At 63.4% G+C, this 26808-nt stretch carries 17 protein-coding genes and 1 pseudogene; 10 read left to right on the forward strand and 8 right to left on the reverse strand.

What is annotated here, in order from left to right:
- Positions 1-51 precede the first annotated feature (51 nt).
- Both M3I53_RS14460 and M3I53_RS14465 read left to right on the forward strand, forming a co-directional pair.
- The gene (locus M3I53_RS14460; RefSeq protein ID WP_254316591.1) at positions 52-5283 is read left to right on the forward strand and encodes a trifunctional serine/threonine-protein kinase/ATP-binding protein/sensor histidine kinase; all 5232 of its coding nucleotides are present in this window, start codon (positions 52-54) and stop codon (positions 5281-5283) included.
- A gap of 58 nt (positions 5284-5341) precedes the next feature.
- Entirely contained in the window at positions 5342-5995 is a 654-nt protein-coding gene (locus M3I53_RS14465; RefSeq protein ID WP_254316592.1) for a response regulator transcription factor, read from the forward strand.
- A gap of 24 nt (positions 5996-6019) precedes the next feature.
- On the opposite strand, the gene M3I53_RS14470 is transcribed toward M3I53_RS14465, so the two are convergent.
- The 5 genes from M3I53_RS14470 to M3I53_RS14490 form a co-directional block, all read right to left on the reverse strand.
- Positions 6020-6760, reverse strand: a complete 741-nt coding sequence (locus M3I53_RS14470) for a YoaK family protein (RefSeq protein ID WP_375542526.1) — start codon at positions 6758-6760, stop codon at positions 6020-6022.
- A 77-nt stretch (positions 6761-6837) separates the two neighbouring features.
- Complete coding sequence (locus tag M3I53_RS14475) at positions 6838-7500, reverse strand: phosphohydrolase (protein ID WP_254316593.1); 663 nt, start codon at positions 7498-7500, stop codon at positions 6838-6840.
- A gap of 95 nt (positions 7501-7595) precedes the next feature.
- Positions 7596-9488 (reverse strand): amidohydrolase, encoded by a 1893-nt coding sequence (locus M3I53_RS14480; protein WP_254316594.1) that lies wholly within the window; start codon positions 9486-9488, stop codon positions 7596-7598.
- Between the two features lie 270 nt (positions 9489-9758).
- A complete protein-coding gene (locus M3I53_RS14485; RefSeq protein WP_254316595.1) occupies positions 9759-10751 on the reverse strand; it encodes an alpha/beta fold hydrolase in 993 nt (330 codons plus the stop codon).
- Positions 10752-10965: 214 nt separating this feature from the next.
- Entirely contained in the window at positions 10966-13860 is a 2895-nt protein-coding gene (locus tag M3I53_RS14490; RefSeq protein ID WP_254316596.1) for a winged helix-turn-helix domain-containing protein, read from the reverse strand.
- A 565-nt stretch (positions 13861-14425) separates the two neighbouring features.
- Between M3I53_RS14490 and M3I53_RS14495 the strand changes: the two genes are divergently transcribed.
- The 4 genes from M3I53_RS14495 to M3I53_RS14510 all read left to right on the forward strand — a co-directional run bounded on the left by M3I53_RS14495 (position 14426) and on the right by M3I53_RS14510 (position 18430).
- On the forward strand, positions 14426-15346 hold the full coding sequence (locus tag M3I53_RS14495) for an AraC family transcriptional regulator (RefSeq protein WP_254316597.1): 921 nt from the start codon (positions 14426-14428) through the stop codon (positions 15344-15346).
- Positions 15347-15467: 121 nt separating this feature from the next.
- Complete coding sequence (locus M3I53_RS14500) at positions 15468-16109, forward strand: DsbA family oxidoreductase (protein ID WP_254316598.1); 642 nt, start codon at positions 15468-15470, stop codon at positions 16107-16109.
- Positions 16106-17275, forward strand: a complete 1170-nt coding sequence (locus M3I53_RS14505; RefSeq protein WP_254316599.1) for an FAD binding domain-containing protein — start codon at positions 16106-16108, stop codon at positions 17273-17275. Before M3I53_RS14500 ends, M3I53_RS14505 begins: the two co-directional genes overlap by 4 nt.
- Positions 17276-17296: 21 nt before the next feature.
- A complete protein-coding gene (locus M3I53_RS14510) occupies positions 17297-18430 on the forward strand; it encodes a hypothetical protein (protein ID WP_254316600.1) in 1134 nt (377 codons plus the stop codon).
- 39 nt (positions 18431-18469) lie between these two features.
- Here M3I53_RS14510 and M3I53_RS14515 read toward each other — a convergent pair whose 3' ends face one another.
- Positions 18470-19375 (reverse strand): LysR family transcriptional regulator, encoded by a 906-nt coding sequence (locus tag M3I53_RS14515; RefSeq protein WP_254316601.1) that lies wholly within the window; start codon positions 19373-19375, stop codon positions 18470-18472.
- A gap of 280 nt (positions 19376-19655) precedes the next feature.
- On the opposite strand from M3I53_RS14515, the gene M3I53_RS14520 reads away from it, so the two are divergent.
- Entirely contained in the window at positions 19656-21155 is a 1500-nt protein-coding gene (locus M3I53_RS14520; RefSeq protein WP_254316602.1) for a winged helix-turn-helix domain-containing protein, read from the forward strand.
- A gap of 12 nt (positions 21156-21167) precedes the next feature.
- Here M3I53_RS14520 and M3I53_RS14525 read toward each other — a convergent pair whose 3' ends face one another.
- Positions 21168-21695 (reverse strand): DsbA family protein, encoded by a 528-nt coding sequence (locus M3I53_RS14525; RefSeq protein ID WP_254316603.1) that lies wholly within the window; start codon positions 21693-21695, stop codon positions 21168-21170.
- Positions 21692-22204, reverse strand: a complete 513-nt coding sequence (locus M3I53_RS14530; RefSeq protein WP_254316604.1) for a redoxin domain-containing protein — start codon at positions 22202-22204, stop codon at positions 21692-21694. The genes M3I53_RS14525 and M3I53_RS14530 overlap by 4 nt, the downstream gene beginning before the upstream one ends.
- Positions 22205-22494: 290 nt before the next feature.
- Here M3I53_RS14530 and M3I53_RS14535 point away from each other — a divergent pair, with 290 nt between their 5' ends.
- The 3 genes and pseudogenes from M3I53_RS14535 (at position 22495) to M3I53_RS14545 (ending at position 26774) form a co-directional block, all read left to right on the forward strand.
- Positions 22495-24075 carry a sodium:proton antiporter gene (locus tag M3I53_RS14535; protein ID WP_254316605.1) on the forward strand — a complete coding sequence of 527 codons (1581 nt, stop codon included), beginning with the start codon at positions 22495-22497 and terminating at the stop codon, positions 24073-24075.
- A 373-nt stretch (positions 24076-24448) separates the two neighbouring features.
- On the forward strand, positions 24449-25396 hold the full coding sequence (locus tag M3I53_RS14540; RefSeq protein ID WP_375542529.1) for an alpha/beta hydrolase: 948 nt from the start codon (positions 24449-24451) through the stop codon (positions 25394-25396).
- Between the two features lie 165 nt (positions 25397-25561).
- A pseudogene (locus M3I53_RS14545) lies at positions 25562-26774 on the forward strand (IS3 family transposase).
- Positions 26775-26808 lie beyond the last annotated feature (34 nt).

The raw sequence follows: 26808 nt of genomic DNA on the forward strand, positions 1-26808 counted from the left end.
CGACGGCGCATCCGCGGCCCGCGAACGCGAAGCTAACAAGCTGCCCATTCAATGACCACGCATGCCAAGCCCTCCCACCCGGTTGCCGCACAGATTGAGAATGGCGCGGCCGTGGACGCCGCTTTCCCTGGCGTGCACTTCGACATCGCCTGGTTCGAGCGCTGCGAGAAGCGCGAACTCGACCATGCCGACGGCGTCACGACCTGCCTGCTGCGCGAGCCCGGTGACGGCAGGTATTGGCTCGCGCGCCATGCGCTGAACACCTCTGCAATCGGCTGCGAGCGCCTGAAGCGCGAACTTGCCGTCAGCGCACAAATTAGCATGCCTTGGGGCCTGCCGCCGGTGGAGTCCATCTGGGGTGGCGAACGCTTCATCATCGTGTACGAGGCAGGCGCGAGCAGCACGCTCGCCTCCTCTCTGGACACTCGGCAACTCGGCCTCGAAGCGTTTCTCGCCGTGGCCGCGGGCGCAGCGCGCGCACTAGGCGAAGCGCATTCAGCGGGCCTTTGCCACGGGGATCTGAAACTCTCCAGCATCGTGCTCGCCAATGCCCAGGCCGACCTCGAAGCCGACGCCGAAGCCTGCGCAATCCGCCTGACCGGATTCGATCCCGCGCCGCCTGAGGCGTATCGCGAACGCCTGAGCGCGCAGCCGTATCTGGCTCCGGAAGTCGCGCTCAATGACGCCCCTGCCGATCGAAAAAGCGCAGACCTCTATGCGCTGGGCGTGGCGCTCTACGCCCTGCTGACCGGCGAATTGCCCATCGACGCGCGAAGCGCGGCGGGTTGGTATCACGCGCGCCTCGCAATCGAACCTCTTCATCCGCGCCGACACCGCGCGGACGTGCCCGAGCCGCTCGCCGAAGTCCTGCTCAGGCTGCTCGCGAAAGACCCGCGCGAACGCTATGTCACGGCCGCTGCCGCCTATGCGGACTTGCAACGCATCCGCAACTCGCTTTGCGCGCCTGGCGGCGAAGCCCGCGTGGCCGTGGATGCCGGCGCATCGTCTCATCTCCTCAGCCTGCCTGGCCGGTTGTTTGGCCGGGCAACCGAGAAAGCCTTGCTCGACGATGCGCTTGCGCGCGTGGCCGCGACCGGCAAGACCGAAGTCGTGCTGATCTCCGGCAGCGGCGGCTGCGGAAAGTCAGCGCTCGTCGAATCGCTTTTCAACGACGTGCAGCGCCTCGGCTCCCGATTCGCGTCCGGCAAGGCCGACAAGCTTCGCACCACGATCCCTTACGCGCCGGTCGTCCAGATCGTGCGCGCCTTGACGCTGGCGCTGCTCGGCGAGGCCGACAACCTGCTCGCGTCCGTTCGCGAACGCTGGACTCAACGCCTCGAGGGGCAAGGGCGAGCGATCGCCGAACTCGTACCCGAAGTCGAACACGTCATCGGCCCCGGCGCGCCGCTTGCCGACGTGGCCGCGCCGCTCGCCCAGGCGCGTCTCGTGCGCGCGCTGCTGCACACATTCGCAGCGCTCGCACAGCCAGGCGCGCCGCTCGTCATTTTCTTCGACGACGTTCAATGGGCCGACCCCGCGAGCCTCGCGTTTCTGAGGGCGTTCTCTTCGGAACCGCCGCCGCACGTGCTGCTTCTTTGCGCGCACCGCGAATCCTCCGTCGAGCGGCCTGGCCCGCACCAGTGGCTGCGCGAACTCGACGCATGCAAGACGACGCGCGTGACGCAAGTGCGTCTGCAAGCGCTTTCGGTACGTGACCTCGCCGGTCTGATTGGCGCGACGCTCAACGAACCGGCCGAGCGCGTCGAGCCTCTGGCGCGCGCCGTACACGCGAAAACGGCCGGCAATCCATTCTTCTCGCGCCAGCTCCTGCGCATGCTGATCGACGACGAAGTGCTGGGCTACAGCGTCAAAGCCGCGGCCTGGACGTGGGACGAAGCGATCATCGCGCAGCGCCTTTACTCCGACAACGTGATCGACCTGCTGATTCGCCGCTTCGATCGATTTCCGCAGGAAAGCGTGAAACTGGTCGAGTGGCTCGCCTGCGTCGGGGTGCGATGCGACGTGGCACTGCTCGCGCAAATTGGCGGCATCACGCCGGGCGACGTTCATGAGCGTCTGCGCCCATTCGTCGATGCGAATCTGCTCGCGGCTCAACCCGAGGCTTACGCGTTTTTGCACGATCGCGTGCTCGAATCCGCTTACGCGCGTATCGATGCGCAAACGAAGCCGCATTATCACGCGCGCATCGCCTCCGTGATGATCGACTACTGGCGTGCGAGTCTCCCCGAGTCTGCGTTCGATATTGCCAGTCAGATCGAGCGCGCACCCAAAGAAGCGCTCGACCCCGAAACGCGGGTTGCGTATGTTCGTGTATTGATCCTGGCGGGCAAGCGCGCACGCAACGCCGCGGCCCTGGACCAGGCAACGGAATATGCCAACGTGGCCCTCGGCATGGTCGATGAACAGTGGTGGTCGAACCACTATGGCCTGACTTACGGCGCCCAACTGCTGCACTGCGAGTGTTTGCTGGCGCAGGCCAGACTCACGGATGCTCAACAACGCATCGACGCGTTGCTCGCCCACCCGCTCGCGATTCTCGACCGGGCCGGCGTGCATCGCCTCAAGGCCGTCCTGCAGACCGTCCAGTCCGATTACGAAGGCGCTTTGTCCACCGCGCTGGCCGGGCTTGCGCTGCTGGGCGTACATCTGCACCGCTCGCCAACAGCCGAACAGATGCGCGCCGCGTGCGAGTCGGTACAGATCGCGTTGCGGGGCCGCGCGATCGCGAGCGTGCGCCATCTGCCACCCTGCGAGGACCGGCGCATTCAGATCGTCATGGGCCTGCTCGCCACGCTCACTTCCTCGTTCTTCGTGACTGACGGGCTCGGCATCCTGCATCTCGCCAAGATGGTCGAACTCACGCTCGAACATGGCGTGACGCCCGAGTCGCCGTATGGTCTCGCGTGGTTCGGCGTCCTGTTCGCAGGCATGTACGAAGCGGCTGACGAAGGGCTCGCCTACGGACAGGCTGCGCTGACGCTGGTCGATCAGCACGGTTTCGAAGCGCAGCGCGTGGCCACGCTCGTTGCCATCGATCAGGTCAGCGTATGGACGCGCCCGCTCTCTTTCGCGCTCGAGCACGCGCGGCAGGCGCGCGTGCTGGGGCGTGCCTCGGGCGACATCGGCATGGCCTGTTACGCGTGCAATCACATTGTTTCCGACGTGATTGCCATGGGCGAAAATTTGTCGCTCGTCGACGAAGAGGTCGAACGGGGACTCGAACTCACAGCGATCATCCAGTACCGCGATATCGAAGCGGTCCTGCTGGCACAACGCGATTTCGTTCACCAGTTGCAGCGAGCGAAGGACAGCACGGATCGACTCGAGCACACCGGCGCCGCGGTTTCGCAGATCGCCCGCTTTTTCCTGTACTTTTATGACGGCCTCGCGAAGCTATTCGCCGGAGCGTATTGCGCCGCGCGCACTCGCCTCGACGATGCGCGGGCGCTTGCCTGGACCGTGCCCGCGCATATCAACGTGGCCGACTGCCACTGGTATGGCGCGCTCGCAATTTCACGCGGGCAATTCACTTCGCACGACAGCGCGCTTTTCGAGCTTCGCACGCAGCGCGTGCAGTTCGCGCGCTGGGCCAATCAAAACGGTGCGACGTTTCGCAACAAGCTCCTCCTGATCGACGCTGAAATCGCGCGGCTCCAGGGCGATGCCTTCGGCGCGCTCGTCGCTTACGAGAAGTCCGCACAAGCCGCCGAAGCAGCGGGATTCACGCACGAACAGGCGCTCGCGCACGAATTCGCGGGCGAGCTTTGCATGGCGCATGCGCTGGAGAGCTCCGCGCGCCATCATTTGCATCAGGCAGCAATCTGCTATGGCCGCTGGGGCGCGGCGTTACCCGAGGAGCGTATTCACGAACGCCACCCGCAACTGGCGTCCGTGGCGACCGACGAAGCGAGTCCGCGCAACGAAGTGCGGCAGCAGCCCTTTGTCGAGCTCGGCGTCGAAGCCGCGAAGGCAATCTCGGGCGAAGCCGTGACCGATCGTCTGGTCGAGAGGTTGCTGACGGGCATCACCGTGTACGCCGGGGCGCAATACGGCCTCTTGCTGCTCATGCACGACGACGGGCCGAAAATCGAAGCGTTGGCGCGCGTCGAATCGAATCACATGGCGGTCACGCTCAGATCCGTGGCACCCGACGATGAAGCCTTGCCGCTCGCCGTGCTCAATAGCGTCGTTCGCACGCGAAAGACGCTGGTGTTCGCGGAAGCAAGCGTCGAATCGCCGTTGCTGCGCGCGCGCACTAGCGCCGGGCGCACGCAACGCTCGGTGCTCTGCATGCCGCTGTTGCGGGGCGGATCGCTGATTGGCGTCGTCTATCTGGAGAACAATCTCGCGCCTGGCGTCTTTGACCCGAGCCGCGTCGCCGGCCTTGAAGTGCTCGCGCCGCAGGTCGCGGTTTCCCTCGAAACCGCCCGCCTGTACGAAAGGCTCGTCGAGGAAAGCGAGCACCGCCTGAATGCGGAAGTCAACCTGCGCTACGCGCGCGACGAACTCGCGCGCACCTCGCATCTCACGGTCATGGGCAGCGTCGCAGCCTCCATCGCCCACGAGGTGAACCAACCGCTCTCCGCAATCGCCACTTCGGTCGACGCCAGCCTGCGCTGGTTGCAGCGCGCCACGCCCAATCTCGAGGAAGTCGCGGCGGGCCTCGACCACATCAAGCGAACGAGCTTGCGTGCGGTCGAAATCATTCGCGCGCTGCGCGCACTCGCCAAGCAGGCGCCCGCGATTCTCGCGCCGCTACGCATGGACGACGTCGTGCGCGACGTGCTGGACCTGCTCCAACCGGAAGCACTAGCGCAGCAAATCCGCGTCGTCACCCAACTGGAAGCCGGCGACGCGATCGTTCAGGCGGATCGCGTCCAGCTGCAGCAGGTGGTGCTCAACCTGTTTACCAACGCCGTGGAGGCGATGAGCGAAACGGTGCTGGAAACGCGCACGCTTGCGATCTCCACGAGAGTGAGTGAGGGAAAGGTCGTGATGTCCGCGCGTGATCGCGGCACTGGAATTCCGGCAGACGTCCTCGAGCGGATATTCGATCCGCTCTATACGACGAAGGCGTCGGGCATGGGGATGGGCCTGGCGATTTGCCGCTCCATCGTCGAGAGCCATCACGGGACGCTCGATGCCTTTAACGTGGAGGACGGCGCCGAGTTTGTCATGACGCTGCCTATCGCCTGGCACGATGTCGCACCCCGGCGCGCGCGCAGCATTAACATTCAAGACTTTCCCGGTTACGCGCGTTAGCCTCCTGTCTGTTCGGATCCCACGCAATCCGGGTTGAATCGTGAAATCAGCGACATTCTTGAACCAAGAGCTAGCCAGCGAAGTCTTCACGGTCTATGTCGTCGAAGACGACATAGTCATGAACGAGGCCATCTGCCTGCTTGCGCGCTCCGTTGGCGTCGATGCACAGGGTTTTCTGAGCGTGCAGGACTTCCTCACTTGCAAGCGCAACACGGGGCCGAGTTGCCTCGTGCTCGACATTCGACTGAGGGGAAGCAGCGGGCTTGCGCTGCAAGACCTGCTCAAATCGGAGCATGACCCGATTCCGGTGATTTTCGTCACCGGTCATGCGGATATTCCCATGAGCGTGCGGGCGATGAAGGCGGGCGCCATCGACTTCCTCACGAAGCCGTTTCGCGATCAGGATCTGCTCGACGCCATTGCGATCTCGCTGGAACGCGACGCCGCAAGGTTGACCCGCGAGCGGCACGATAACGATGTGCTCGCGCGCTTCGAAGCGATGATCGAGCGCGAGCGCGAGGTGATGGCCGCCGCCGCGGCCGGTAAATTGAGCAAGCAGATCGCGGACGAGCTTGGCATTAGCGAAGTCACCGTGCGCGTCTACCGCAGCAGTGCGATGCGCAAGATGCGTGCACGTTCGTTCGCAGAACTTGTCATTCTCGCGCATCGGCTGGGGATCGTCGTGAAGGACGACCGGACGCGCCTGAATTGAAGGCTGAAGCGTGTCAGCCAGCCGTCACGCGCTTTCACGCCCCATTCGCGACGCGCAGCAAGCGAGCACCCCAAGCATCACGAGCGGCAAGATGAGCGCCCAGAACGAGCCCATCAACCAGCCCAGCGCCCCGCCGCCCGCGCCCAGCGCGAATGCGAGGACCGGCGGCAGCGTGCGCACGAGCCGCGTGCGCGCTTCGCCCCGGTCAATGTGCGCCGTGCCGGGCGCGAGCAGATCGAATGCGTCGATCACGGCCTGTGTGACGTTGCCCGTCATCACCGTGTTCGCGGCCACACTGCGCGTCGCGAGCCGCGCGTGGGCGTTCTGCACGCCCATGCCGGCCGCGCCCAGCAGCCCGCAAACGATGGTCAGCGGCGCATTCGCGTTCGTGATGGGCGCAGCGAATACGCCTGCGAGCATGAAGGCAACGAGGAAAGCGATCTGCAAGAGGTAGAGGCCCACCGCGCGTGTGCTTTCGGGGCGCTCGCGCAGTGTGTCGTCGAGCAGGCGCGCGACAACAATGCCGCTCACGAACGCCGGAAACGCCAGCAGCTTGATCGAAAGGCCGTTGCCCGCACCCGCGAGCCCTGAACCGATCAGGATGAAGTTGCCGGTGACATGTGCGGTGAAAAGACCGTAGAGGGCCACGAAGCCGAGCGTGTCGACATAGCCCGCGATGAAAGCGAGCATGCCGTTCTCGCCCAAAAGCGATTCGAGCACGCTTCCCGCGAAGCGCGCTCGCGTGTTTAGAGTTCGTTGTTGCACGATGATTCGCTCGTGAGTGTGATGGTTTTCATGGACGACATGTCGCGTTCTCCAAAACAGCGCGGCCCCTGCATCCTCTACTCCAGCCAGGGCGAACCCAGTATCTGCCCGCAAAAATTGATGCGGCGATAGTTGGGGTCGATCCGGTCCAGCACGTCGGCGCACTGATTGCCCACGGCGGTCTGTGGCCGAAAAGCGATCCCGCGCCCGAAGGCGCGAATGACTTCCTGCTTGTAGCCTTGCCCGCGAGGAAACGCCGCGAGCACGCTTGCCCGCTCGTGCTCCGTGTACAGATGCAGATTCGTGCCAATCAGATCGGTGCGAACCGCCGCCGCGAGCAGATCCGAAAGCGGCGTCACTCGCGCCGGAATGCCGGGCGATGTATGCAGGGCGACCGCGAGCCACGCATCATGCTGCTTCTGGCTTTTCATCCCGTAGTAGTGCAGCAGATGCCGGGCCGCGTCGGCGCTGTCGATTTCATAGCGCAGCGTCGAATGCGAATACGCGGGGCTCAGGCCCATGTTCGCGTACATCGCACTGACGTAAAGTAAATCCGTGTCGCATTCCATGCCCCAGCGCCGCGCCCTCAGCATCGCGAACATGAACACCCGGTTGGCGTGCCCGAGCAGGATGGGCGGCAACGTGGCGCATGCGCTTTCGACAGCCGCGGTCGCCACGGGCGTGCGCGGAATCCGCACGCCAGCGACTTCGCTGACCGTGCACCACGACGCTGTTTGCATAGAAGCCCTTCCGGATGTCCCGATCGTTATTTTCGGTGGTTGACGCAAGCGCGGCGCGAGTGACGTCGGTGCGTTTCATCTCAGCGTGCTCCCGTTCAAAACGCGAAGCAACTGCAACCCAGCGCGCCCCAGAACCCGTTCTGGTCCGATACCGGGGCGTTGCTGCTCCACGCCCGGCCATGCGCGTGCTGGTGAATGCCGCACAGGTTCACGCAAGCATCGCTGCACGACTGCGCGGGCACGGCGGCATGAAGCGCGGTTGCCGGCTTGTAGCGCGCATAGCTGCCGAATTCGGCCACGGGCGACCACGACGGGCTCACCGGCAGCGCGGGCGGGCTCAGTGCGTCGAACTCCGCGGCGGCATAAACGATGCGTCCGCCCACGACCGTCAGCACCGAAGTCAGATGCTTGATCGACGCTTCCTCGATCGTGAAGAAGTCGTCGCTCAGCACGGCGAAGTCGGCAAACTGGCCCGGCACGAGTGCGCCCTTCCTGGTTTCGTCGTTCGAGAACCAGGCGCTTCCCACCGTGTAGCGGCGCAACGCTTCCATGCGCTCGAGCCGGTCGCGCTGCGCGTACATCGGCGTGCCGCCCACCGTGCGCCCCGAAACGAGCCAGTAGAGCGAAACGAAAGGGTTGTAGCTCGCCACGCGCGTGGCGTCCGTACCTGCGCCCACGGGCAGGCCCGCTTCCAGCATCTCGCGTACGGGTGGCGTGTGGGCCGCCGCTTCGGCGCCGTAGCGCGCGATGAAATACTCGCCCTGGTAGGCCATGCGATGCTGCACGGCAATGCCTCCGCCCAGCGCCGCAATCCGCTCGATGTTGCGATCCGAGATCGTTTCGCAATGGTCGAAGAACCAGCGCAGGCCGTTGAACGACGTGTCGGCGTTCACGCGCTCGAACACGTCGAGGAAGCGGCTGACCGACTCGTCGTAGGTCGCGTGCAAGCGCCACGGCCAACGGTTCTGCACCAGCAGGCGCACCACGCCTTCCAGTTCCTTCTCCATCTCCTCGGGCAGATCGGGGCGCGGCTCCAGGAAGTCCTCGAAGTCGGCGGCCGAAAAGACCAGCATTTCGCCCGCGCCATTGACCTTCAGGAAGTCGTCGCCTTCGCCGGGCCGCGTGGCCTTCACCCACCGCGCGAAGTCCTCGATCTCGCGCTTCGCATTCTGCGTGAAGAGGTTATAGGCAATGCGGATCGTGAGTTGCTCGCGGCGCGCGAGCTCCATGATGACGGCGTAGTCGTCGGGGTAGGCCTGGTAGCCGCCGCCCGCGTCGATCGCGCTCGTCACGCCGAGGCGGTTCAACTCGCGCATGAACTGGCGCGAGGAATTCATCTGGTCGTCGATCGGCAGCTTGGGGCCCCTGGCAAGCGTGGCGTACAGCAGGCCCGCATTGGGTCGCGCGATCAGCATGCCGGTGGGATTGCCGCGCCGGTCGCGCTGGATCTCGCCGCCCGGCGGATTGGGCGTGTCGCGCGTGTAGCCGACGGCGCGCAACGCCGCCGCGTTCAGCAACGCGGTGTCGTACAGGTGCAGGATGAATACCGGCGTGTCCGGCGCGACCGCGTTGAGTTCTTCAAGCGTGGGGCCGCGTTTTTCGGCGAACTGGAATTCGTTCCAGCCGCCCACCACGCGCACCCATTGCGGCGCGGGCGTGCGCGCGACCTGCGCGCGCAGCATCTCCAGCGCGTCCTGCAACGAAGGCACGCCGTCCCAGCGCAACTCCATGTTGAAATTCAGGCCGCCACGAATTACGTGCAAGTGCGAGTCATTCAGACCGGGAATCACCGTGCGGCCGTTGAGGTCGATACGGCGCGCGTCGTCGCGCGCCCATTGCATGACGTCGCGCTCGTTGCCGGACGCGACGATCTTGCCGTCGGCAACCGCGAGCGCCGTGACGAACGAGCGGCGCTCGTCCTGGGTCGCGATCTTGCCGTTGTAGATCACCAGGTCGGCAATACGCCGAGGTTGATCGGATGCGCTCATCGACGCTCTCCTGTGTCTTGAGGGAGTTCTTTTGTCGTCCGAATTGCATGCAGCAGACTCGCACCGCACCGCATTCATCGCATCCGGAAAATCGTTGCGGTTTCAAGGACTTTGCAAGAACCCCACTTTATGGAATCTGCAACTGAAAGTCCTGTGTAAAACCTGAAGACTTATGATGGCTTTTCTGAGCACGAGACGACGCAATTCAAGCCACGCCGCATAGGCGGCGCGGCTTGAATCACTTTCCCTTCTGCTTCTCAGGCAGGATCGTCAGGCCTTGAGGAAGGCGAGCAGATCCGCGTTGACCTGATCGACGTGCGTGCTGCACATGCCGTGCGGCGCGCCCTGGTAGATCTTGAGCGTGGCGTTCTTGACGATCTTCGCCGAGAGCTTCGCCGAATCGTCGATCGGCACGATCTGGTCGTCGTCGCCGTGCAGGATCAGCGTGGGCACGCTGATCTTCTTCAGGTCGTCGGTGTAATCGACTTCCGAGAATTGCTTGATGCACTCGTACTGGCCTTTGATCGAACCGGCCATGCCTTCGCGCCAGAATTCCTGCACGAGACCTTGCGAGACCTTCGCGTTCGGGCGGTTGAAGCCGTAGAACGGCGTGGCGAGATCGAGGTAGAACTGGGAGCGGTTCGCGGCCACCCCCGCGCGAATGCCGTCGAACACCGACATCGGCAGACCGTTCGGGTTGTTGGCCGTCTTCACCATGATCGGCGGCACCGCGCCGATCAGCACGGCCTTGGCCACACGCTTTTCGCCGTGGCGGCCAATGTAGTGCGCAACTTCACCGCCGCCCGTCGAATGGCCCACGAGCATCGCGCCCTTCACGTCGAGCGCGTCGAGCACGGCGGCCAGGTCGTCGGCGTAGGTGTCCATGTCGTTGCCCTCGGAGGGCTGGCCCGAGCGGCCGTGCCCGCGGCGGTCATGGGCGATCACGCGGTAGCCCTGGTTCACGAGGAAGAGCATTTGCGCGTCCCAGGCGTCGGCGCACAGCGGCCAGCCGTGCGAGAACACCACCGGCGTGCCCGTGCCCCAATCCTTGAAGTAGATCTGCGTGCCGTCCTTGGCGCTCACATAGTTGCCGCCATGATGATGGCCCGTGCCGTGCGCATGCGCGGGCGCCCCGGTCGTGGCGGCCGCCGCGGCCGGCAGGCTCGACATGGCGACCATGGCGCCGGCCACGCCCGCGCCTGCGGAAAGGATGCGGCGGCGCGAGGTGAGAATGGTATTCGTATTGATTTGCTGCGTAGTCATGTGTTCTCCGTCGTTGCTTCGCCGCGGAAGGCCCGGGCGAGCTCACTGCGTTCAGGCTGATGAGCGATGGGCGCACAGACCCTGAAACGTCGAACGGTCTGCACCCCGATTTCGCTACCGCAGCTTAGCGACGCGGAAAAGCCATGTCTTTTGTGAAACCTGAATAATCCTGAAACCGCTCTTCAGAAAGCCGAGTGCGCGTGTTACCCACGCGCTACATGGCGTCGGCCATGTCGACGTCACGCAGCCCCGGCGTGTCGAGCTTGCGGCGCAGCGCGGCCAGCTTGCGCATTTCGGGCAGGCGCGGGCCTTCTCCCTGTTCTCCCTGCGCCGCTTGCTCGCCGCCGAAGCGCTCGAACGGCGCGAGCAACGCATAGGCATCGCGAAGCGCGCCCTCCTGCACCATCGACTCGCCGAGATCGAGCGCCGCGCGCAGTTCGAACAGCCATGCGCCCTGCTCGCGTGCAAGCGCCATCGCTTGAGCAAGCTTGCGATGCCCCGCGTCGATGAGGCGCGCGCGCGTCTTGTCGCCTGAAGCGTAACCCGCCCGCGAACGCGCGAGGTGCACCTGGGCGCTTGCCCGCATCAGTTCGGCCTCAAACGCGTGGTCGCCATCCGCGGCAGTGCGCCGCTGCGCCTCGTCGATTGTCGCGAGCGCCTCGTCGAGCCGCCCTTCCAGCAACAACGCTTGCGCGAACGAAACCGTCAGGGCCGAGGTCAGCCTGCGGAATCCACGGGCCTCCAGGCTCGCCAACCCCGCTTCGAGCCGGGAAAGCCCTTCTTCGTGGCGGCCCGCCTCCAGCGCCAACTGGCCCGCGAGGCATTCGCCGTAGTCTTTCCACACTTCGAAACGGTTGAGCGCCGCTTGCGAGCGCAGCAACGCCAGATGGCTCGCCGCGAGGTCCGACTCCCCGCACGCCAGCGCAATGGGCACCGCCACGACCGCAAGCAGATGGCACAGCGAAGGCTCGAGCATGTCCGCGCGCACGAGGTTGATCGCGCGTTCGATCAGGTCGAGCGCGAGCGCAGTTTCCCCCTGCATCCACGCGATGCGCGCGAGCGTGCCCGTGCCGAAGATGCGCGGATCGATGGCGAGGTCAGTGTCGGCGCGGCTTCGCGGCCCGCTCACCTCAAGCGACGCGAGCGCGCGCTCCAGCCGGTCGCGCGCCTGTTCGTGTTCGCCGAAGCAATGCAGCGATGCCGCCAGCGTCGCGCTCGCGCAGAGTTTTTGCCACGCCGAACCGCCCCGCAACGTGCGCGCCTCGAAACGCGTGGCGAAGCGCAGCGACGCATGAATGTCGCCCGCGGTCATGGCCGCATTCCACAGGCCCCACATGGCGCGCGTCTCGAAGATGGCGTCCGCGCAACCCGTGGCCCGATCCAGCACCCGGCGCCAGAGCGCGGCGGCGTCGGCCGCCGCGCCATCCGTCATCAGGAGCGCGGCCGCGTATGCGGAGCACACGCGCATTTCGCAGGTGGCGTCCACGGCGCCCTTGGGCAGCGCGTCGAGCGTTTCGAGCGCCCGATGGGCGCGCTCGCGGCATTCGTGCACCAGCGAGGCGTCGAGCAGCGTGCCCACCAGTGAGCCCGCCAGTGCCACACCCAGCGCCGCATCGCCATCGGATGAAAACGCCCAATCCCACGTGCTACGCGCCGCGTCGAGCGAGGAATGCGCTTGCGCACTCTTGCTTCGATGCGGCACGAGGGCCGAGCGATCTTCGATCTGGCGCTGCAAATAACGCAGATGGCGCTGCGCGACGCGCTGGACCTCTCCTTCGTCGTGGAGTTTTTCCATTGCATAGGCGCGCGTCGACTCCGTGAGCCGGTAGAGCGCGATCGCACCATGAAACTCGACCGTGAGCAGCGATTTCGCGGCCAGTTCGCCGAGCGCCGTAATGGCCGCCGCGATCGGCACGCCAGGCTCGGTGGCCACGGCGCAAACCGCCTCGAAGGCGAATGTGCCGGTGAAGAACGCGAGGCTGCGAAACAGCCCCTTTGCCTCCGCGTCGAGCAGCGCATAGCTCCAGTCGAAGGTGGCCCGCAAGGTCTGGTGGCGCGGTAGCGCAAGGCGCAAGCCGCCGCTCAAGAGATCGAGCCGGTCATCGAGCCGCGCCGCCACGCCTTCGATGCCGAGCGTCGCCACGCGCGCCGCCGCCAGTTCGATCGCGAGCGGCAAGCCCTCCAGTTGACGGCAGATGTCCGCCACCGCCCGGACACTGGCCTCGTCCCCCGCGCAACGCGGCGCGATATCACGCGCGCGCTGAAGAAATAGCTGAACCGCGCCATGATCGAGCATGGCTTCGACGGTATCTTCCGTAGCGGGCACGGCCAGCGGCTCGACCCGATAGACGGTCTCCGCGCGGATGGTGAGCGGCTCGCGGCTCGTGACGAGCACACGCAGCCAACGCGCATGAGCGACGAGATTTTCGACAAGCTCCGCGACTTCATCGACCACATGCTCGGCGTTGTCGAGCACCAGCAGCACGCCTTCCGGCGGCATTCTCGCGAGCAGCGCGCGCGTGTCCTGCAAGACTTCCGCGGGGCCCACCTGAAGGGCCAGTGCCATCGTAGCGAGCATGGACTCGCGTGAATTCGCGGAGGCCAATTCGACGAAACAAACGGTATGGGCGAACTGCGCCTGCGCGACCTCGGCGACGCGAATCGCCAGCGCGGTCTTGCCGATGCCGCCTGCGCCGACGAGGGTGACGACGGCCGACTCCGCCAGCTTCGCGACCACGTTTTCGACATCCGCGTCGCGGCCCACCAGCGCGGTGGGGCGGCCCGGCAAATTCGAGGCGAGCGCGCCCTGCGGCGCCAGCGGCGCTTGAGGGATGAGAATATAACCGCGGCCCGTGACAGTTTTAATCAGCTCGCGATCGGCCTCCAACGCCTTGCGCAACGCCGCGATGTGCACTTGCAGGCGGTTTTCCTCGACGATCTGGTCTGGCCAGACCGAGTCGATGATGTCGTCTTTGGTCACGATCGAGCCATTGGCCCGAAAGAGCACTTCCAGAATGTCGAACGCGCGCGCGCTTATACGCAACGGCAAGCCGTTGCGCAGAATCTCACGTTGCTCGAAATTCACGAGCAAGGCGCCAATTTTGATCATGGACGTTCCCTTGAGCCGCCGGACGGTGCGGCACGATCACTGCCAATTCTGACTAGTCGAGCTTGCCATCAAAGATCACACGACCGGATTGTAAGCAGGATGTAACGCGCGAGTCTTGAAGAAAAATGCACACCGGGCGGCGAGCGCGCTTTCCATGCCAACCCGCTTGAAGCAGGGAGTAAAATCATCGTATGCACCGCTTTGATGCAAAATTTGATGACTTTTGGACAAAACGGCTCCAACGCCGTCTTATCCGGCTTCCGAGACACATTAAAAATCAACGGGATGGATCCGGCTTAAGATGGGTCCGAACTGCGTCGCCACAAGGCCTGACTTGCCCCCGATTGCCTCCCATCCCAATCGAAATGGTTTATTGGACTGCATTTAACGTGGCTGCTCTAATTAAAAAACTTTAATCTTCAGACGTGTTTTAGCGCCCGCAACGCCAATCGCGAGTTCCGATATAATCGCCCGAGTATTTTTGACTTATGGCGAATGCCGCGAGCGCGGTGACTTCACGCCGGTTGCGCCACCGTACGAGCCATTCCGCACGAGAATCCGCCCAATGCAGCTCGCTAACGAAATCAGCCCGTCTCCCGCCGCTGCGCCAGTCAAGCGCGACGGGCTCGGCTGTACCGCGAGCCGGTTGCGCAAGGACCTGCATATCGGCAGCGGCGACCTCCAGATCTACCGAAAGGGCATGGACGACGCCCGGGCGGAGCGCGTCTCGACCGAGGCCTGCGATCGCGGCTTTCTGGCCGGCATTGCGTTGCAGGGCGGGCATCGGCGCAATCTCTTTCGCGGCGCACGCAGCGAAGAACGTCGCTTCGATTCGAGCTCGATTTATATTCGCGATTTTTCCGAGCCGTATTCCGCTGAACTTCACGGCGATTTCGATTTCGTTCTCGTCGAGTTATCGCCCGAATTCCTCGCCCGTCTCGCCGACGAACACGGCAGCCCCGTGATCCGCGGGCTCACCTGCTCGCCGCGGAAAAAAGACACTGTCCTCTATCACCTTGCGAGCGCGCTGGCTGCAACCACCGACACGTCCGGGCCGTTGAACAAGCTGTTCGTCGACCACGTCGGCCTGTGCATCGGCATCCATCTCGCGCGTCAATATGGCAACTTTGCGCATCACGAAGCGCAGTCCAAAGGGACGCTCACGCCCGCACAGGAAGCCCGGGCGAAGGAGCTTCTGCTGCTGCGCTCGGACAGCGGCAACTCGATCGCCGACATTGCGAGCGAGTGCAATCTCTCGCGCGCCTATTTCATTCGTGCGTTTGCGCGAACCACGGGTCGCACGCCGCATCAATGGTTGCTCGAACAGCGCATTACCGAAGCGCGCGTGCTGATCGAAACCACGGAAAAGTCGCTCGCAGAAATCGCCATGATCTGCGGCTTTTCGGATCAAAGTCACCTGAGCAGGGTGTTCCTCAAGATGTGCGGTGCGACGCCCGGCGCGTGGCGGCGCGCCGCCAGGACCTAGGGCCTGCTCGCACGCGGTAAGTTGCGCGCCACGCAATCTGGTGTTGCGCGGTCATGGCATTCTGTTCCCACGCCTTCCCGTATAGCCTCCATACGACGCATTTTTGTCTGGAGCACGTTTCGTGGAACGCACACAACTCGTACTTGCGTACGACTTCATATGCCCCTGGTGCTGGATCGGCCATCGCAACCTGAAGGCCGGCGCAAAGATAGCGGATTGCGAGAATCGCTACGACAACATCTTTTTGCCTTTCGAACTGAACCCGGGAATGCCGCGTGGCGGCATGAACCGCCGCGCCTACCGCACGCGCAAGTTCGGCAGCCTCGCCCATTCGGACATGCTCGATGCGGCTGTGACGGCGGCAGGCGTGGCGGCCGATGTCCATTTCGACTTCAGCCGCATCGAACTCACGCCCAATACGCGCCTCGCCCATCGCCTGATCCATCACGCACTCGGCGCGGGCACGCCTGGGCAGGCCGAACAGCTCTACGACGCCATCTTCGGCGCGTACTTCGCGCAGGGCCGCGATATCGGCGAGCTCGACACGCTGGTGGATCTCGCGGCGAGCGAGGGCTTCGACGCCGAAGCGGCACGCACCTACCTCGACTCCGACGCGGGCGACATCGACGTCAAGGCCTCGCGCGCGAAAGCCGACGCACTCGGCATTCGCTCTGTCCCGACGATACTCGTCGACAAATTCATCGTGAACGGCGCACAACCACCGGTTGTTTTCGCCAAGGCGCTTCAAGGGAGATTCGCATGAGCCGTGATACCCAACCGCACGCCGTCGTGGTAGGCGGATCGCTGGGCGGACTCGTCACCGCGGCAGCGCTGCGCGCGGCCAACTGGGACGTGACTGTGTACGAGGCCTCGGCGCATGAACTCGAAAGCCGCGGCGGCGGCGTCGTGTTGCAGCCCGATGTGACGCATGCCTTCGAATTCGCGGACGTCCCCGTGCCGCATCCGCCAGGCGTGCTTTCCGGCGACCGGATCTACCTCGACGAATCGGACCGCATCGTCAGCCGCTTCTACATGCCGCAAATGCAAACGTCGTGGAGCCTGCTCTACAAGGCACTCAAGCGCGCGCAGCCGGACGGCACGTTGCACGCTGGCGAGCGCTTTACCCGCTTCGAGGACGATGGCGAGCGCGTCACGGCTTACTTCGAAAGCGGCCATCGGCACACGGCCGACCTGCTGATCGGCGCGGATGGCGTTCGATCGACGCTGCGCACGCTGCTCGAACCCGAGACGAAACCCCGCTATGTCGGCTATGTCGCGTGGCGCGGACTGATCGACGAACCGGACCTGGCCGCCTTCGCCACCGACACATTGCGCGATCGCTTTGCGTTCTCGGACGGCGTGGGACACTCCGCGCTCGCCTACATGGTGCCGGGCGAGGACGACTCCACCGAGCCCGGCCGCCGCCGCTGGAACTGGGTCTGGTACCGCCGCTACGACACCGATGAACTGCGAGACCTGCTCGTGGATCGCAACGGCGTGCAACGGCCATTCTCGCTTCCGCCCGGGACTGCCAAACAAGTGGACATCGACCGCCTGAAGGATGAAGCGCAAACGCTGCTCGGGCCGACGTTCCGCGCGCTCGTGCATGCCACCGACATTCCGTTCATGCAGCCCATTGTCGACGTGCAGACGCACTCGATGCGCTACGGCCGGGTGCTGCTCACCGGCGACGCCGCTTCGGTTCCGCGCCCCCACACCGCCGGCAGCACGGCCAAGGCGGCCGCCAACGCTTACGCCCTGGCGCGCGAACTGGAGGCGGCGCAGCAGCCGCAGCACACGGGCGAAGGCGCGCTCGACCGGGCGCTCTCGCGCTGGAACGCGGAGCAGATGCGAGTGGGCCGCGCCATGACGACGCGAGGCATCATGCTCGGCAACCAGTTGATGCGCATTCCCGCGCACAGCGTCTGAACGTCCGGATGGGTGACGCACATGAAAACTGCCATTGTCGGCGGCTCGATTGCGGGTTTGGCGGCCGCGCTGACGCTGCGTTGCGTCGGCCACGACGTAACGATATTCGAGCGCACGGCCGCCGGCATGCGCGGCCACGGTGGCGGCGTTGCGGTCCTACGCCAGATGATGCGCTTTCTGGAGCAGCACGGTCATGCTACGCGCAAGACGCTTGCCGTGCCGGTCGAGTGGCGGCGATGGCTGGCTTCAGATGGCTCTCTCATCGACGAGGGCCGCGAAATCGTGCCGTTTTCGTCGTGGGACGCGGTCTATCGCTCGTTGAGCGAGATGCTGCCACCCGATGCCGTTCGATATGGCGAGCCGGTCACGAACGTGCGAAACCTGCAAGGCAGCGTGGAAATCGAAATCAACGCACGCGAAATGGTCACCGCCGATCTGCTGGTTGCGGCGGACGGCGCAGGCTCTGGCTTGCGCGCCATGCTTTTCCCTGATTATCAATCGTCGTATGCGGGCTATCTCGCGTGGCGCGGCGTGGTTGAAGAAGCGCAGCTTCCGGCACATCTGGTCGCCGAACTGGATAACAGCATCACGCTCGTGCGCGAACGGGATGCGTTGTTCATGACGTTTCCCATTCCCGCACTGGATGGGGCGATCGAACCGGGCGAACGGCGATTCAACTGGCTGTGGTATCGAAACGAAACCGACGCAGCGCTAAGCCGCTATCTAACTGATCGCGAAGGACATCGTCACCATGCCTCCGTGAGCCCCGGAGGGCTTTCGGCCGAAGCTACGGCGTACCTGCACGATTGCGCACGCGAAAAGCTGCCGCCTGTCTTGGAGCAATTGATGACGCACACGCAGGCACCATTCATTCAGGCGATTTTCGACGCATTGAGTCCGTCGTTTGCCGTGGGACGCGTCGCCCTGGTGGGCGACGCCGCGTGCACGGTCCGCCCGCACACGGCCTCCGGCACCTCGAAGGCGGCCGACGACGCGATCACGCTTGCACAAACCTTGAGCGGCCTGAACCCAGCCGACAATGTCGAAGCCGCGCTGGCAACGTGGGCAACGGCGAGGCGCACGGAACTCGGCCCGCTCATCGCGCGAGGCAAACAACTAGCGCAGTCGTTCGGCCTCGGCGCAAGCACGCAATAGCGTGATCGCGCGATGCAGTCGCGTCAGTCGATCAATGCTCTATTCCACCCGGCCCTCGACGAACTGGAGAAACGCCCGCACTTTTCGCGAGAGCCGCCGGTTAGGCAGATACGCCGCATACGCGACTGCCTCGTCGCCGTGCGGCGTCACGCGGTAGTCCGCGAACAGATGCATGAGTCGACCCGCGTTGATATGTTCCCTGACCTGCCATTCCGGCAATAGCGCGAGCCCCTGGCCCGCGAGCACGGCCTCGAGCAGCATATCGAGACTATTGGAAACGAGCCGCCCTCGCACGTTGATTCGTTCCTGCTCTCCCGCTCGCATGAACGTCCACGTTTGACGGGCTCGATAGCTGCCGCCGTACGCGATGCGCAGGCATTGATGGTCGGTCAGTTCGGCGGGCGTGAGCGGCACGCTGTAATGCTCCAGATATTCGTGGCTCACCACTACCACGCGTGGATTCTCCGCCAGCTTTTTCGCTATGAGATTGGGGTTATCGGAAGGCAGGCCGATGCGGATGGCGATATCGATACGCTCCAGCGCCAGATCGATCATGTGATCGGCAACGACAATGTCGAGCGCTACATTGGGATGCTCGCGCAAAAACGCTGCAAGGTGCGGCGCGAGCACGACGCGGTTGTAGGTCGTGGGAACAGTGATGCGCAGCGTGCCGATTGGTGCCGCGCCGCTGTCGAGGATGCTTTCGTCAGCCTCCGTCAATCCGTCGAGCACCTTGGATACCTGCTCGACATAGCTCGCGCCAGCGTCGGTCAGGCTCACGCGGCGTGGCGTGCGCGTGAGCAGCGCCGTGCCGAGTTGCGCCTCCAGGGCGTCCATCAGGCGCGCCACCGACGAGGTGGCGACCCCCATGCGCTTTGCCGCTTTGGCGAATCCTCCGGCGTCCGCGACCTCGAGCAGGGTCTTGAGGGCTACAAGTTTATCCATGGCTCCATGACGCGCATGCTGCGCAATGACTTTGTGATGGGGAGGTTACACCCTAACGCCGCGCGGTTGTTGAATGCGTGTAATGAGCAATGCGGGCAATACACTTTAAGGAGCCCGTTACGAGTTCCTTAAATCGTATTGCGCACCGCGCAACCTCATGACCGATTCCATGCATATTCACTGCGCGCTTCGAGATCGATAGTCTTACGGATACTGCGCGCCCGTATAAGGATTGGGACGCAGGCGCATGAAGAGACCATTGCAAACCAGACCGGATGGAATGATGAAACGCATCGGAAATGTCGAAATCGATCTCGTGACGAGAAAGGTCTATCGGGCAGGATCGGAAATGACGCTGGGAACACGCGCTTTCGACATTCTCGAAGTCTTGATTCTCGCGGATGGCAAGCTCGTTTCCAAGGATGAAATCCTGCAAAAGGTGTGGTCGGATTGCGTGGTAGAGGAAAATAACGTGCACGTACACATTTCCGCCATTCGCCGCGCATTTGGGAAAGACCGCGATCTGATCACCACGGTTTCCAGGCGTGGCTACCGCTTGAAGCAATGCGAAGCCACTCCCGGAACCGGCGAACCCTCGCGCGCAAAGACCGAAGCAACACGTCATAACCTGCCCCGCACGCCCGGCAAAGTGCTGGGCCGCGAGCACGCCGTGGCGACGCTGTCGGCGCGCGTGGGCGAAACACGGCTTCTTACGCTGCTGGGAGCGGGCGGCATTGGCAAGACGCGATTGGCCGTGGCTTTGGGGTTCGAAGCACTGCCAAACTTCAGCGACGGGGTATTCCTTGTTTCGCTCGATTCCGTCTCGTGTATCAAGGAGATTGTCGCTAAGATCGCAGAGGCAACGCTTGCAGGGTCGGCGCAGCGTGCACATTCTCTTGCATCGTTAGCGCAGGCGCTCACTGCAAAGAAGGCGCTCCTGATACTCGACGGCTGCGAGCTTCTGGCGGATGCGGTGGCGCACTGCGTGGACGCCGTCCTGAAAGACTGCCCCGGCATCCACACGCTTGTCACGAGCCGCGTGCCGCTGAACCTCTCTTATGAGGCGCGGGTGATCGTCCCGCCGCTCTCGTCTTTAACGCTGGTTGCGGCAGCGAAACGCGCACCCGAATGCGGAGCGGTCGAGCTATTTCTCGCGCGTTTTTTTGCATTGAGTGGAGGTAATAGCATGAGCGAAGCCGGCATGGCCGCCGTGCGAGAAGTGTGCAATTCGCTCGACGGTGTACCGCTCGCCATCGAACTCGCCGCCGAAGCCGCTGCGATAGCCGGACTCGATGCTTTCGCAGGCGATTTCGAGCAGCGCATCCTGGCGCTCGAGTCGCGCATGAAGGATTTGCCCGCGCATCAGCGCACGCTGAAGGCGAATTTCCTGCGCAGCGAAAATACGCTCTGCGATCTGGAACGCGTGGCCCTGCGGCGGCTGGCCGTTTTCCCACGCGCTTTCGATGCGAGCGAAGCCGTTCGGATCGCGGCCGATTCTCAGCATGACGCTGCGTCCGTGGAGCATGCGCTTGCGCTCCTTGCAGAAAAGTCGCTTTTGTTGCGTCGGCAAGAAGGCATGAAAACACGCTTCGAAATGTTCGCGCTGACGAGAATCTTCGCCCAGGAGCGGCTCGCGGCATGCGGCGAAGCGGCCGACATGCAGCGCAAGTTCGATCGGCTGCGCACAGAGCAAGACGGCCCTGCCGCCAGGGTGCGCATCGTCGCAAATCATGCGTGGCCCTTCGCAGAAAGCCAGAGCCGGGTGCTCACCCCGGCTTGACGGTCTGCCCTCTCACTTGCCGGCCGCGACGGTGTTGAGCGCTTCGAGCAGGCTCCTGGCGTCGCGACCGCCGTCATAACGCCGGCCGTTGATGAACAGCGTCGGCGTGCCGTTGACGCCGCTGCGCAAGCCGCCGTCGAAATCGCCTTGAATGCGTTCGTCATACGCGCCTTCAAACGCCACCTTCAAGTCGCTCGCGCGAATGCCAATATGCGAGGCGTAGGTCGCGAGCGCCCCGTCGTTCAGCGCGCTCTGGTTTTCATAGAGCACGTCGTGCGCTTCCCAGAAGCGTCCGATCGCCGCTGCGGCCTCCGACATTTCGGCTGCATGAAGCGCGTGCGGATGCATCGAAGCGAGCGGAAATTGCCGGAACACGAAACGCAGACGCTCGCCCATCGCTTGCTGGACTGCCTTGATGACGGGATACATCGCGCCGCAATACGGACATTCGAAGTCGCCGTATTCGACGAGCGTGACCGGCGCATCCGCGGCGCCCTGCACATGATCGGCGTGCCCAACGGGCGCAGTGAGATGGCTCATGACAGGTTCTCTTGCTTGGTGGAGACGAGATGCTGGAGGGCGTCGAGCACGCCGTCCACGCCCGGATTGATGCTGATCGGCGAGACTTCCGACCAGCGCACGACGCCGTCCCCGTCGAGCACGAAAAGCGCCCGTTCGCTCACGCCTTCCGCCGCGCGATAAACGCGGTAGCTGCTGGCGACCGCCCCTTTGGGCTCGAAGTCCGCCAGCAGCGGAAAGTGATAGCCGCGCTGCGCGGAAAAGGCGGCGTGCGACCACGCACTATCCACGGAAATGGCCACGAACTGCGCCTTGTACCGCTTGAACATGTCGAGTGCGGCGTTGAACAAGCCGAGTTCGTCGCCGCAAACCGGACTCCAGTCGGCCGGGTAAAAGGCGATGATGACCGGCGCGCCGCGCAATTCCGACAACGACATTTTCTGGTCCGGCGTGGCCAGCAACGTGAAGTCCGGCGCTTGCACGCCGGGCTGTAGCGGTGAAGTGAGGTTTTCGGCGAGCAACGTGTTCATGTTCTGAAATGCTCCTGATGGGCTTCGTTGAGTTGTCGCATGGCGCGGCAACCGATGCGCTCCAGAATATCGCCGGGCTCGCCTGCCTCGCAATTATGCAATCGCATCGCGGTCTCACGAGAAAGCTACAGTGACCGAAACCTTCGTATAACGGTCGGGCCACAAAGTCGCGTGCCGCCGCCTTCGCTTAACGACACGCAAATATGAAGTGATATATGCTGCCGAACGGCTCCAACCGTCGGCGTCCGCTTTTTCCGAGTTTCTCCCTATCACTCAACGCACCAGGCATCGTGACCAACGTCGAATTTTTCCACTATCTGCTCTTGTTGATCTGTGGAGCGGGCGCGCTGACATGGCTTGCCGAGCGCATTGCCATTCCTCCTGCGGTCGTGCTGCTTTTTGGCGGCTGCGTGATTGCGGTCGCGGGCAAGCGCGTGCCGCAAACGGACCCGGATCTGCTGCTTGCGGCCATCATGCCGCCGCTCTTGATGTCGAGTTCTTTCTATACCGCGTGGAAGGAGTTTCGCGAGGAACTGGGCACCATCGTTTCGCTTGTGCTGGGCGCGGTGACCTTCACGACGGTTGCCGTGGCGGTCACTGTCCACACCGTCAACCCCGCGTTGCCGTGGGCCGCGTGCTTCACGCTCGGCGCAATCGTCTCGCCGCCCGACGCCGTGGCGGCGAAAGCGATTCTGCAGCGTTATCCCCTGCCCGCCAGACTCGTGGCCGTGCTCGAAGGCGAAAGCCTCGTTAATGACGCTTCGGGCCTGCTGCTGTATCAAATGGCCGTTTCGGCGGCGCTCGCGGCCACCATCACGTTCGCGAGCGCGACGGGCCTGTTCGTCGAGTTGATCCTCATCGGCATCATCGTCGGCCTGCTGTGTGGCCACGTCATGTGCTGGGCCCTGCCGCGCCTGCGCGAGCCGATGCTGGGCATCGTCGTCACCTTCGTGATGGCGTGGGCGAGCTACGGCATCGCGGAAGCCGTGGGCGGCTCGGGCGTGCTGTCGGTCGTGACGTGCGGGCTCGTGCTGGGCATCCGACAGCACCGTGTGTTCAGCGCCGACCTGCGCATCAAGGCGAAAGCGACCTGGGAAGCGGTCGTGTTTATCCTCGACGCGCTGGTGTTCATCATGATCGGCCTCGTGCTGCACGAGATCCTCGCGCGCGTGAATCACGAAAGCGCCGTCGTGATGGCCGGCTTGCGAGTCGCGCTGCCGGCAACGGCGGCCGCAATTGTCGCTCGGCTGGTCTGGGTGCTCGCTGCGGTCTGGTTGCCAAGCCGCTTGCGCGCGCGCCGTTCGGGCGGCGAGGCATGGTCGTTCGCCGAAGCGATCGTCATGGGTTGGGCGGGCATGCGCGGCGTGGTCAGCCTGGCGGCGGCCATCGCGTTGCCGGAGAACTTTCCGGGGCGCGACGTGATCGTCTTCAGCACCTTCCTGCTCATCATCGCCACGCTCGTCGTGCAGGGCGGCAGCCTCGCCCCGCTGATCCGCTGGCTCAAACTACGCCCGGCCACGCGCCGTACGATGTCCGAGCACGAAGCGCGCGCCCATTCGTTCGGCGCGGCGCTCGACGCGGTGAAGGACATGGCGAAACAGGGCCTGCCTATTCCGCGTGCCACGCTCGATCGCCTGATCGCTGAGTACAAGGTTCGCGTGACTGCGAACAAGGGCGCGCACCTCACGGGCGGCTTGAGGATCGAAGAGCGTGCGCAGCTCTTGCGCGTAGAGCTCGAACTCGTCGGCGTGACGCGGGGCGCGTTGCTCGATCTGCATCGCAACGGCCGAGTGGACGACGCCGTGCTCCATCGCATCGAGTCGGAGCTGGATTTCGAGGAGATGCGGCTCGTTCGTTTGCTGGAGCCCTGAGGCCACGGAGACCGCTGGGGCCACTGAGAGGCTAGCGGCGCGCCCCTCACGAAGCCGGCACTCGCCGCATAAGATCGAACGAGACGAGTTTGCCCGACACGACCAGCAACAGACCACACCCAGCAGGGACCAGCGGTAGCCTTCGTAACCTCACTAAACTACGACCATCTCGATCGGGAACCGCTACACCGAGCAGCAAGCGCCGCGGTCGGAGCCAGCGCGTCCGACGAGCATCAGGTAAGCGGCGACACCGACGCCGGCCACAAAGGGACACTCGACGCGGCAGTCTACATCGTCGACAATCGATTCGCCGCCTTATGGACGCTCTGCACGCACGTCGAGGACTCGAATGGGTATTCTCGCCACTATCACAATGGCTGCTGCTATCCAGTCAGGAATACCATCGCAGACGGTGCGGGCGAACATCGCCGCGCCGGGTCCCGCGGGGCCGTTGCAGGGTACACTGCTTTCGCCTGCCAACCAAGACGTCCCGGTGGTTCTGATCGTGCCGGGTTCGGGCCCAACCGACCGGAACGGCAATGGCCCAAACGGCCTTCGGGCTTCAACGTACCGGCTGCTTGCTGAGGGGCTTCTAAGTCACGGTATCGCGTCGATTCGAATCGACAAGAGGGGCATGTACGGTAGCGCGTCGGCAATACCTGACGCAGATGACGTTACGCTGGACGACTACGCGGCGGATGTTAAGTCGTGGGTGGCGACTATCCGAAAGCGCGCTGGCGTTTCGTGTGTTTGGCTCTTGGGCCATAGCGAAGGCGGATTGGTGACGCTGGTAGCCGCACAGCGCATGAAGGACATTTGCGGCTTGATTCTGTTATCCACAGCAGGACGCCCGCTCGGAGAAGTATTGAGAGAACAACTTCGTTCTAACTCTGCGAACGCCCCTATCCTGGATAACGCGATGAAGGTACTCGACGCCCTCGAAGCTGGGCAAACTGTGGACGCGACAAAGATCGATCGGCGTCTTATGCCGTTGTTCAGGCCGCAGGTGCAGCGCTTTCTGATGAGCGAATTGGCAATTGATCCCGCAACCCTTCTGGCGGATTACACAAAGCCAGTGCTCATCATTCAGGGGCTACGCGATCTTCAAGTCAGCACCCACGACGCGCAACGGCTCAAGCAGGCATATCCCCGAGCCGAACTCGTGCTGATCGCCAACGCAAACCACGTTCTCAAATCCGTTCGCACAGTAGACCGGAATGAAAACCTCGCCGCTTATTCGGACCCAGACCTACCTCTGGCAGACCATGTTGTCGAAGCGATTTCAACGTTCGTGCACAACCACGCGGTGAGCAAACCCTAAGCCGAATCAATCAAATCGTTTGTCGTTACAAAGTCGACCGAGATGCGCGGCCATCTGTAAGCGGCTTGGCAACCCATCTTGAGGATCGGTAAGGCTCTTGGGAGTATCGTGTCCACCTAACGAATGAACTGAACCCCGAAGGTTGGACATCAACCCGAGGGGTTCATGGGAAAATATACGGAGCAAGCCAAGCTGGCCGCGGTCAGGGACTACTGTTCTGGCGAGGCTGGTCTGAAGACTATCGCTCAGCGGCACAACGTCGACGTTTCATCGCTGCGCCAATGGATCGCTGGCTATCGAGCTCACAGCAATACAATCAAGGCGGACCGGACGCCCTGTCGTGGGGTTCCAGGGGACGTCGCAGGAAGATGACGAAGAACGCTCAATTGCAGAACGAAACGGAACAAGCCGATGATGCGAGAAGCCGCAAGGAATTGCTGGACGAGCTGCGCTGTCTCCGTATGGAGAATGCATATCTAAAAAAGCTGAGGGCCTTGGTTCAAGCGAGCGAGCAGTCAGCGCGAGAGAGCGAACGCAAATCGTGCTTGAGCTAAGGCAACAATATCCGCTTGCGGGCCTTCTGAAGGTCGCTGGACTTGCGCGCAGTACTTTCTACTATCAGCAGAAGGCATTGCAGATGGTCGATAAGTATGCTGATATGAAAGCGAAGATTCGCACGTTGTTCGATCAACACAAGGGGCGTTATGGCTACCGCCGGATCACAGCCGTCATCCGGCGGGAGGGGCACTTGATCAATCACAAGACCGTCCGACGATTGATGGTCCAACTGCAATTGAAATCCTGCGTGCGGGTGAAGAAGTATCGTGCCTACAGAGGACAGCTCGGCCACGTAGCGCCCAATGTACTCGAGCGCAGGTTTCAGGCGAGCAGTCCGAACGAAAAGTGGGTGACGGACGTCACGGAGTTCAACGTGGGCGGTCAGAAGCTGTATCTGTCGCCAATCATGGATCTCTATAATGGCGAAATCGTGTCGTATGAGATGGCCAGGCGTCCCTTGTTCAATATGGTGAGCGCGATGCTAGGGAAGGCGTTCAACCGGTTGAGATCCGGCGATAAGCCAGTCCTGCATTCCGACCAGGGCTGGCAGTATCGAATGCCAGAATATCGACGTCGCCTTGAAGAGCGTCAAATTACCCAGAGTATGTCTCGCAGAGGGAACTGCCTCGACAACGCGGCCATTGAGAGCTTCTTCGGTACGCTCAAGTCAGAGTTCTACTACCTCAATGAGTTCCGAGACGTCGAGGAGTTACGAACTGGCATCGACAGGTACATCAGGTACTACAATCACGACCGGATCAAGATCAAATTGCAGGGATTCAGCCCGGTCGAGTACCGAGCTCAATTTGCGAAGGCATAGTTCGTCCACCGTCCAACTTCTGGGGTTCAGTTCA

Source organism: Paraburkholderia sp. CNPSo 3272 (assembly GCF_024206495.1).
Lineage (GTDB): Bacteria > Pseudomonadota > Gammaproteobacteria > Burkholderiales > Burkholderiaceae > Paraburkholderia.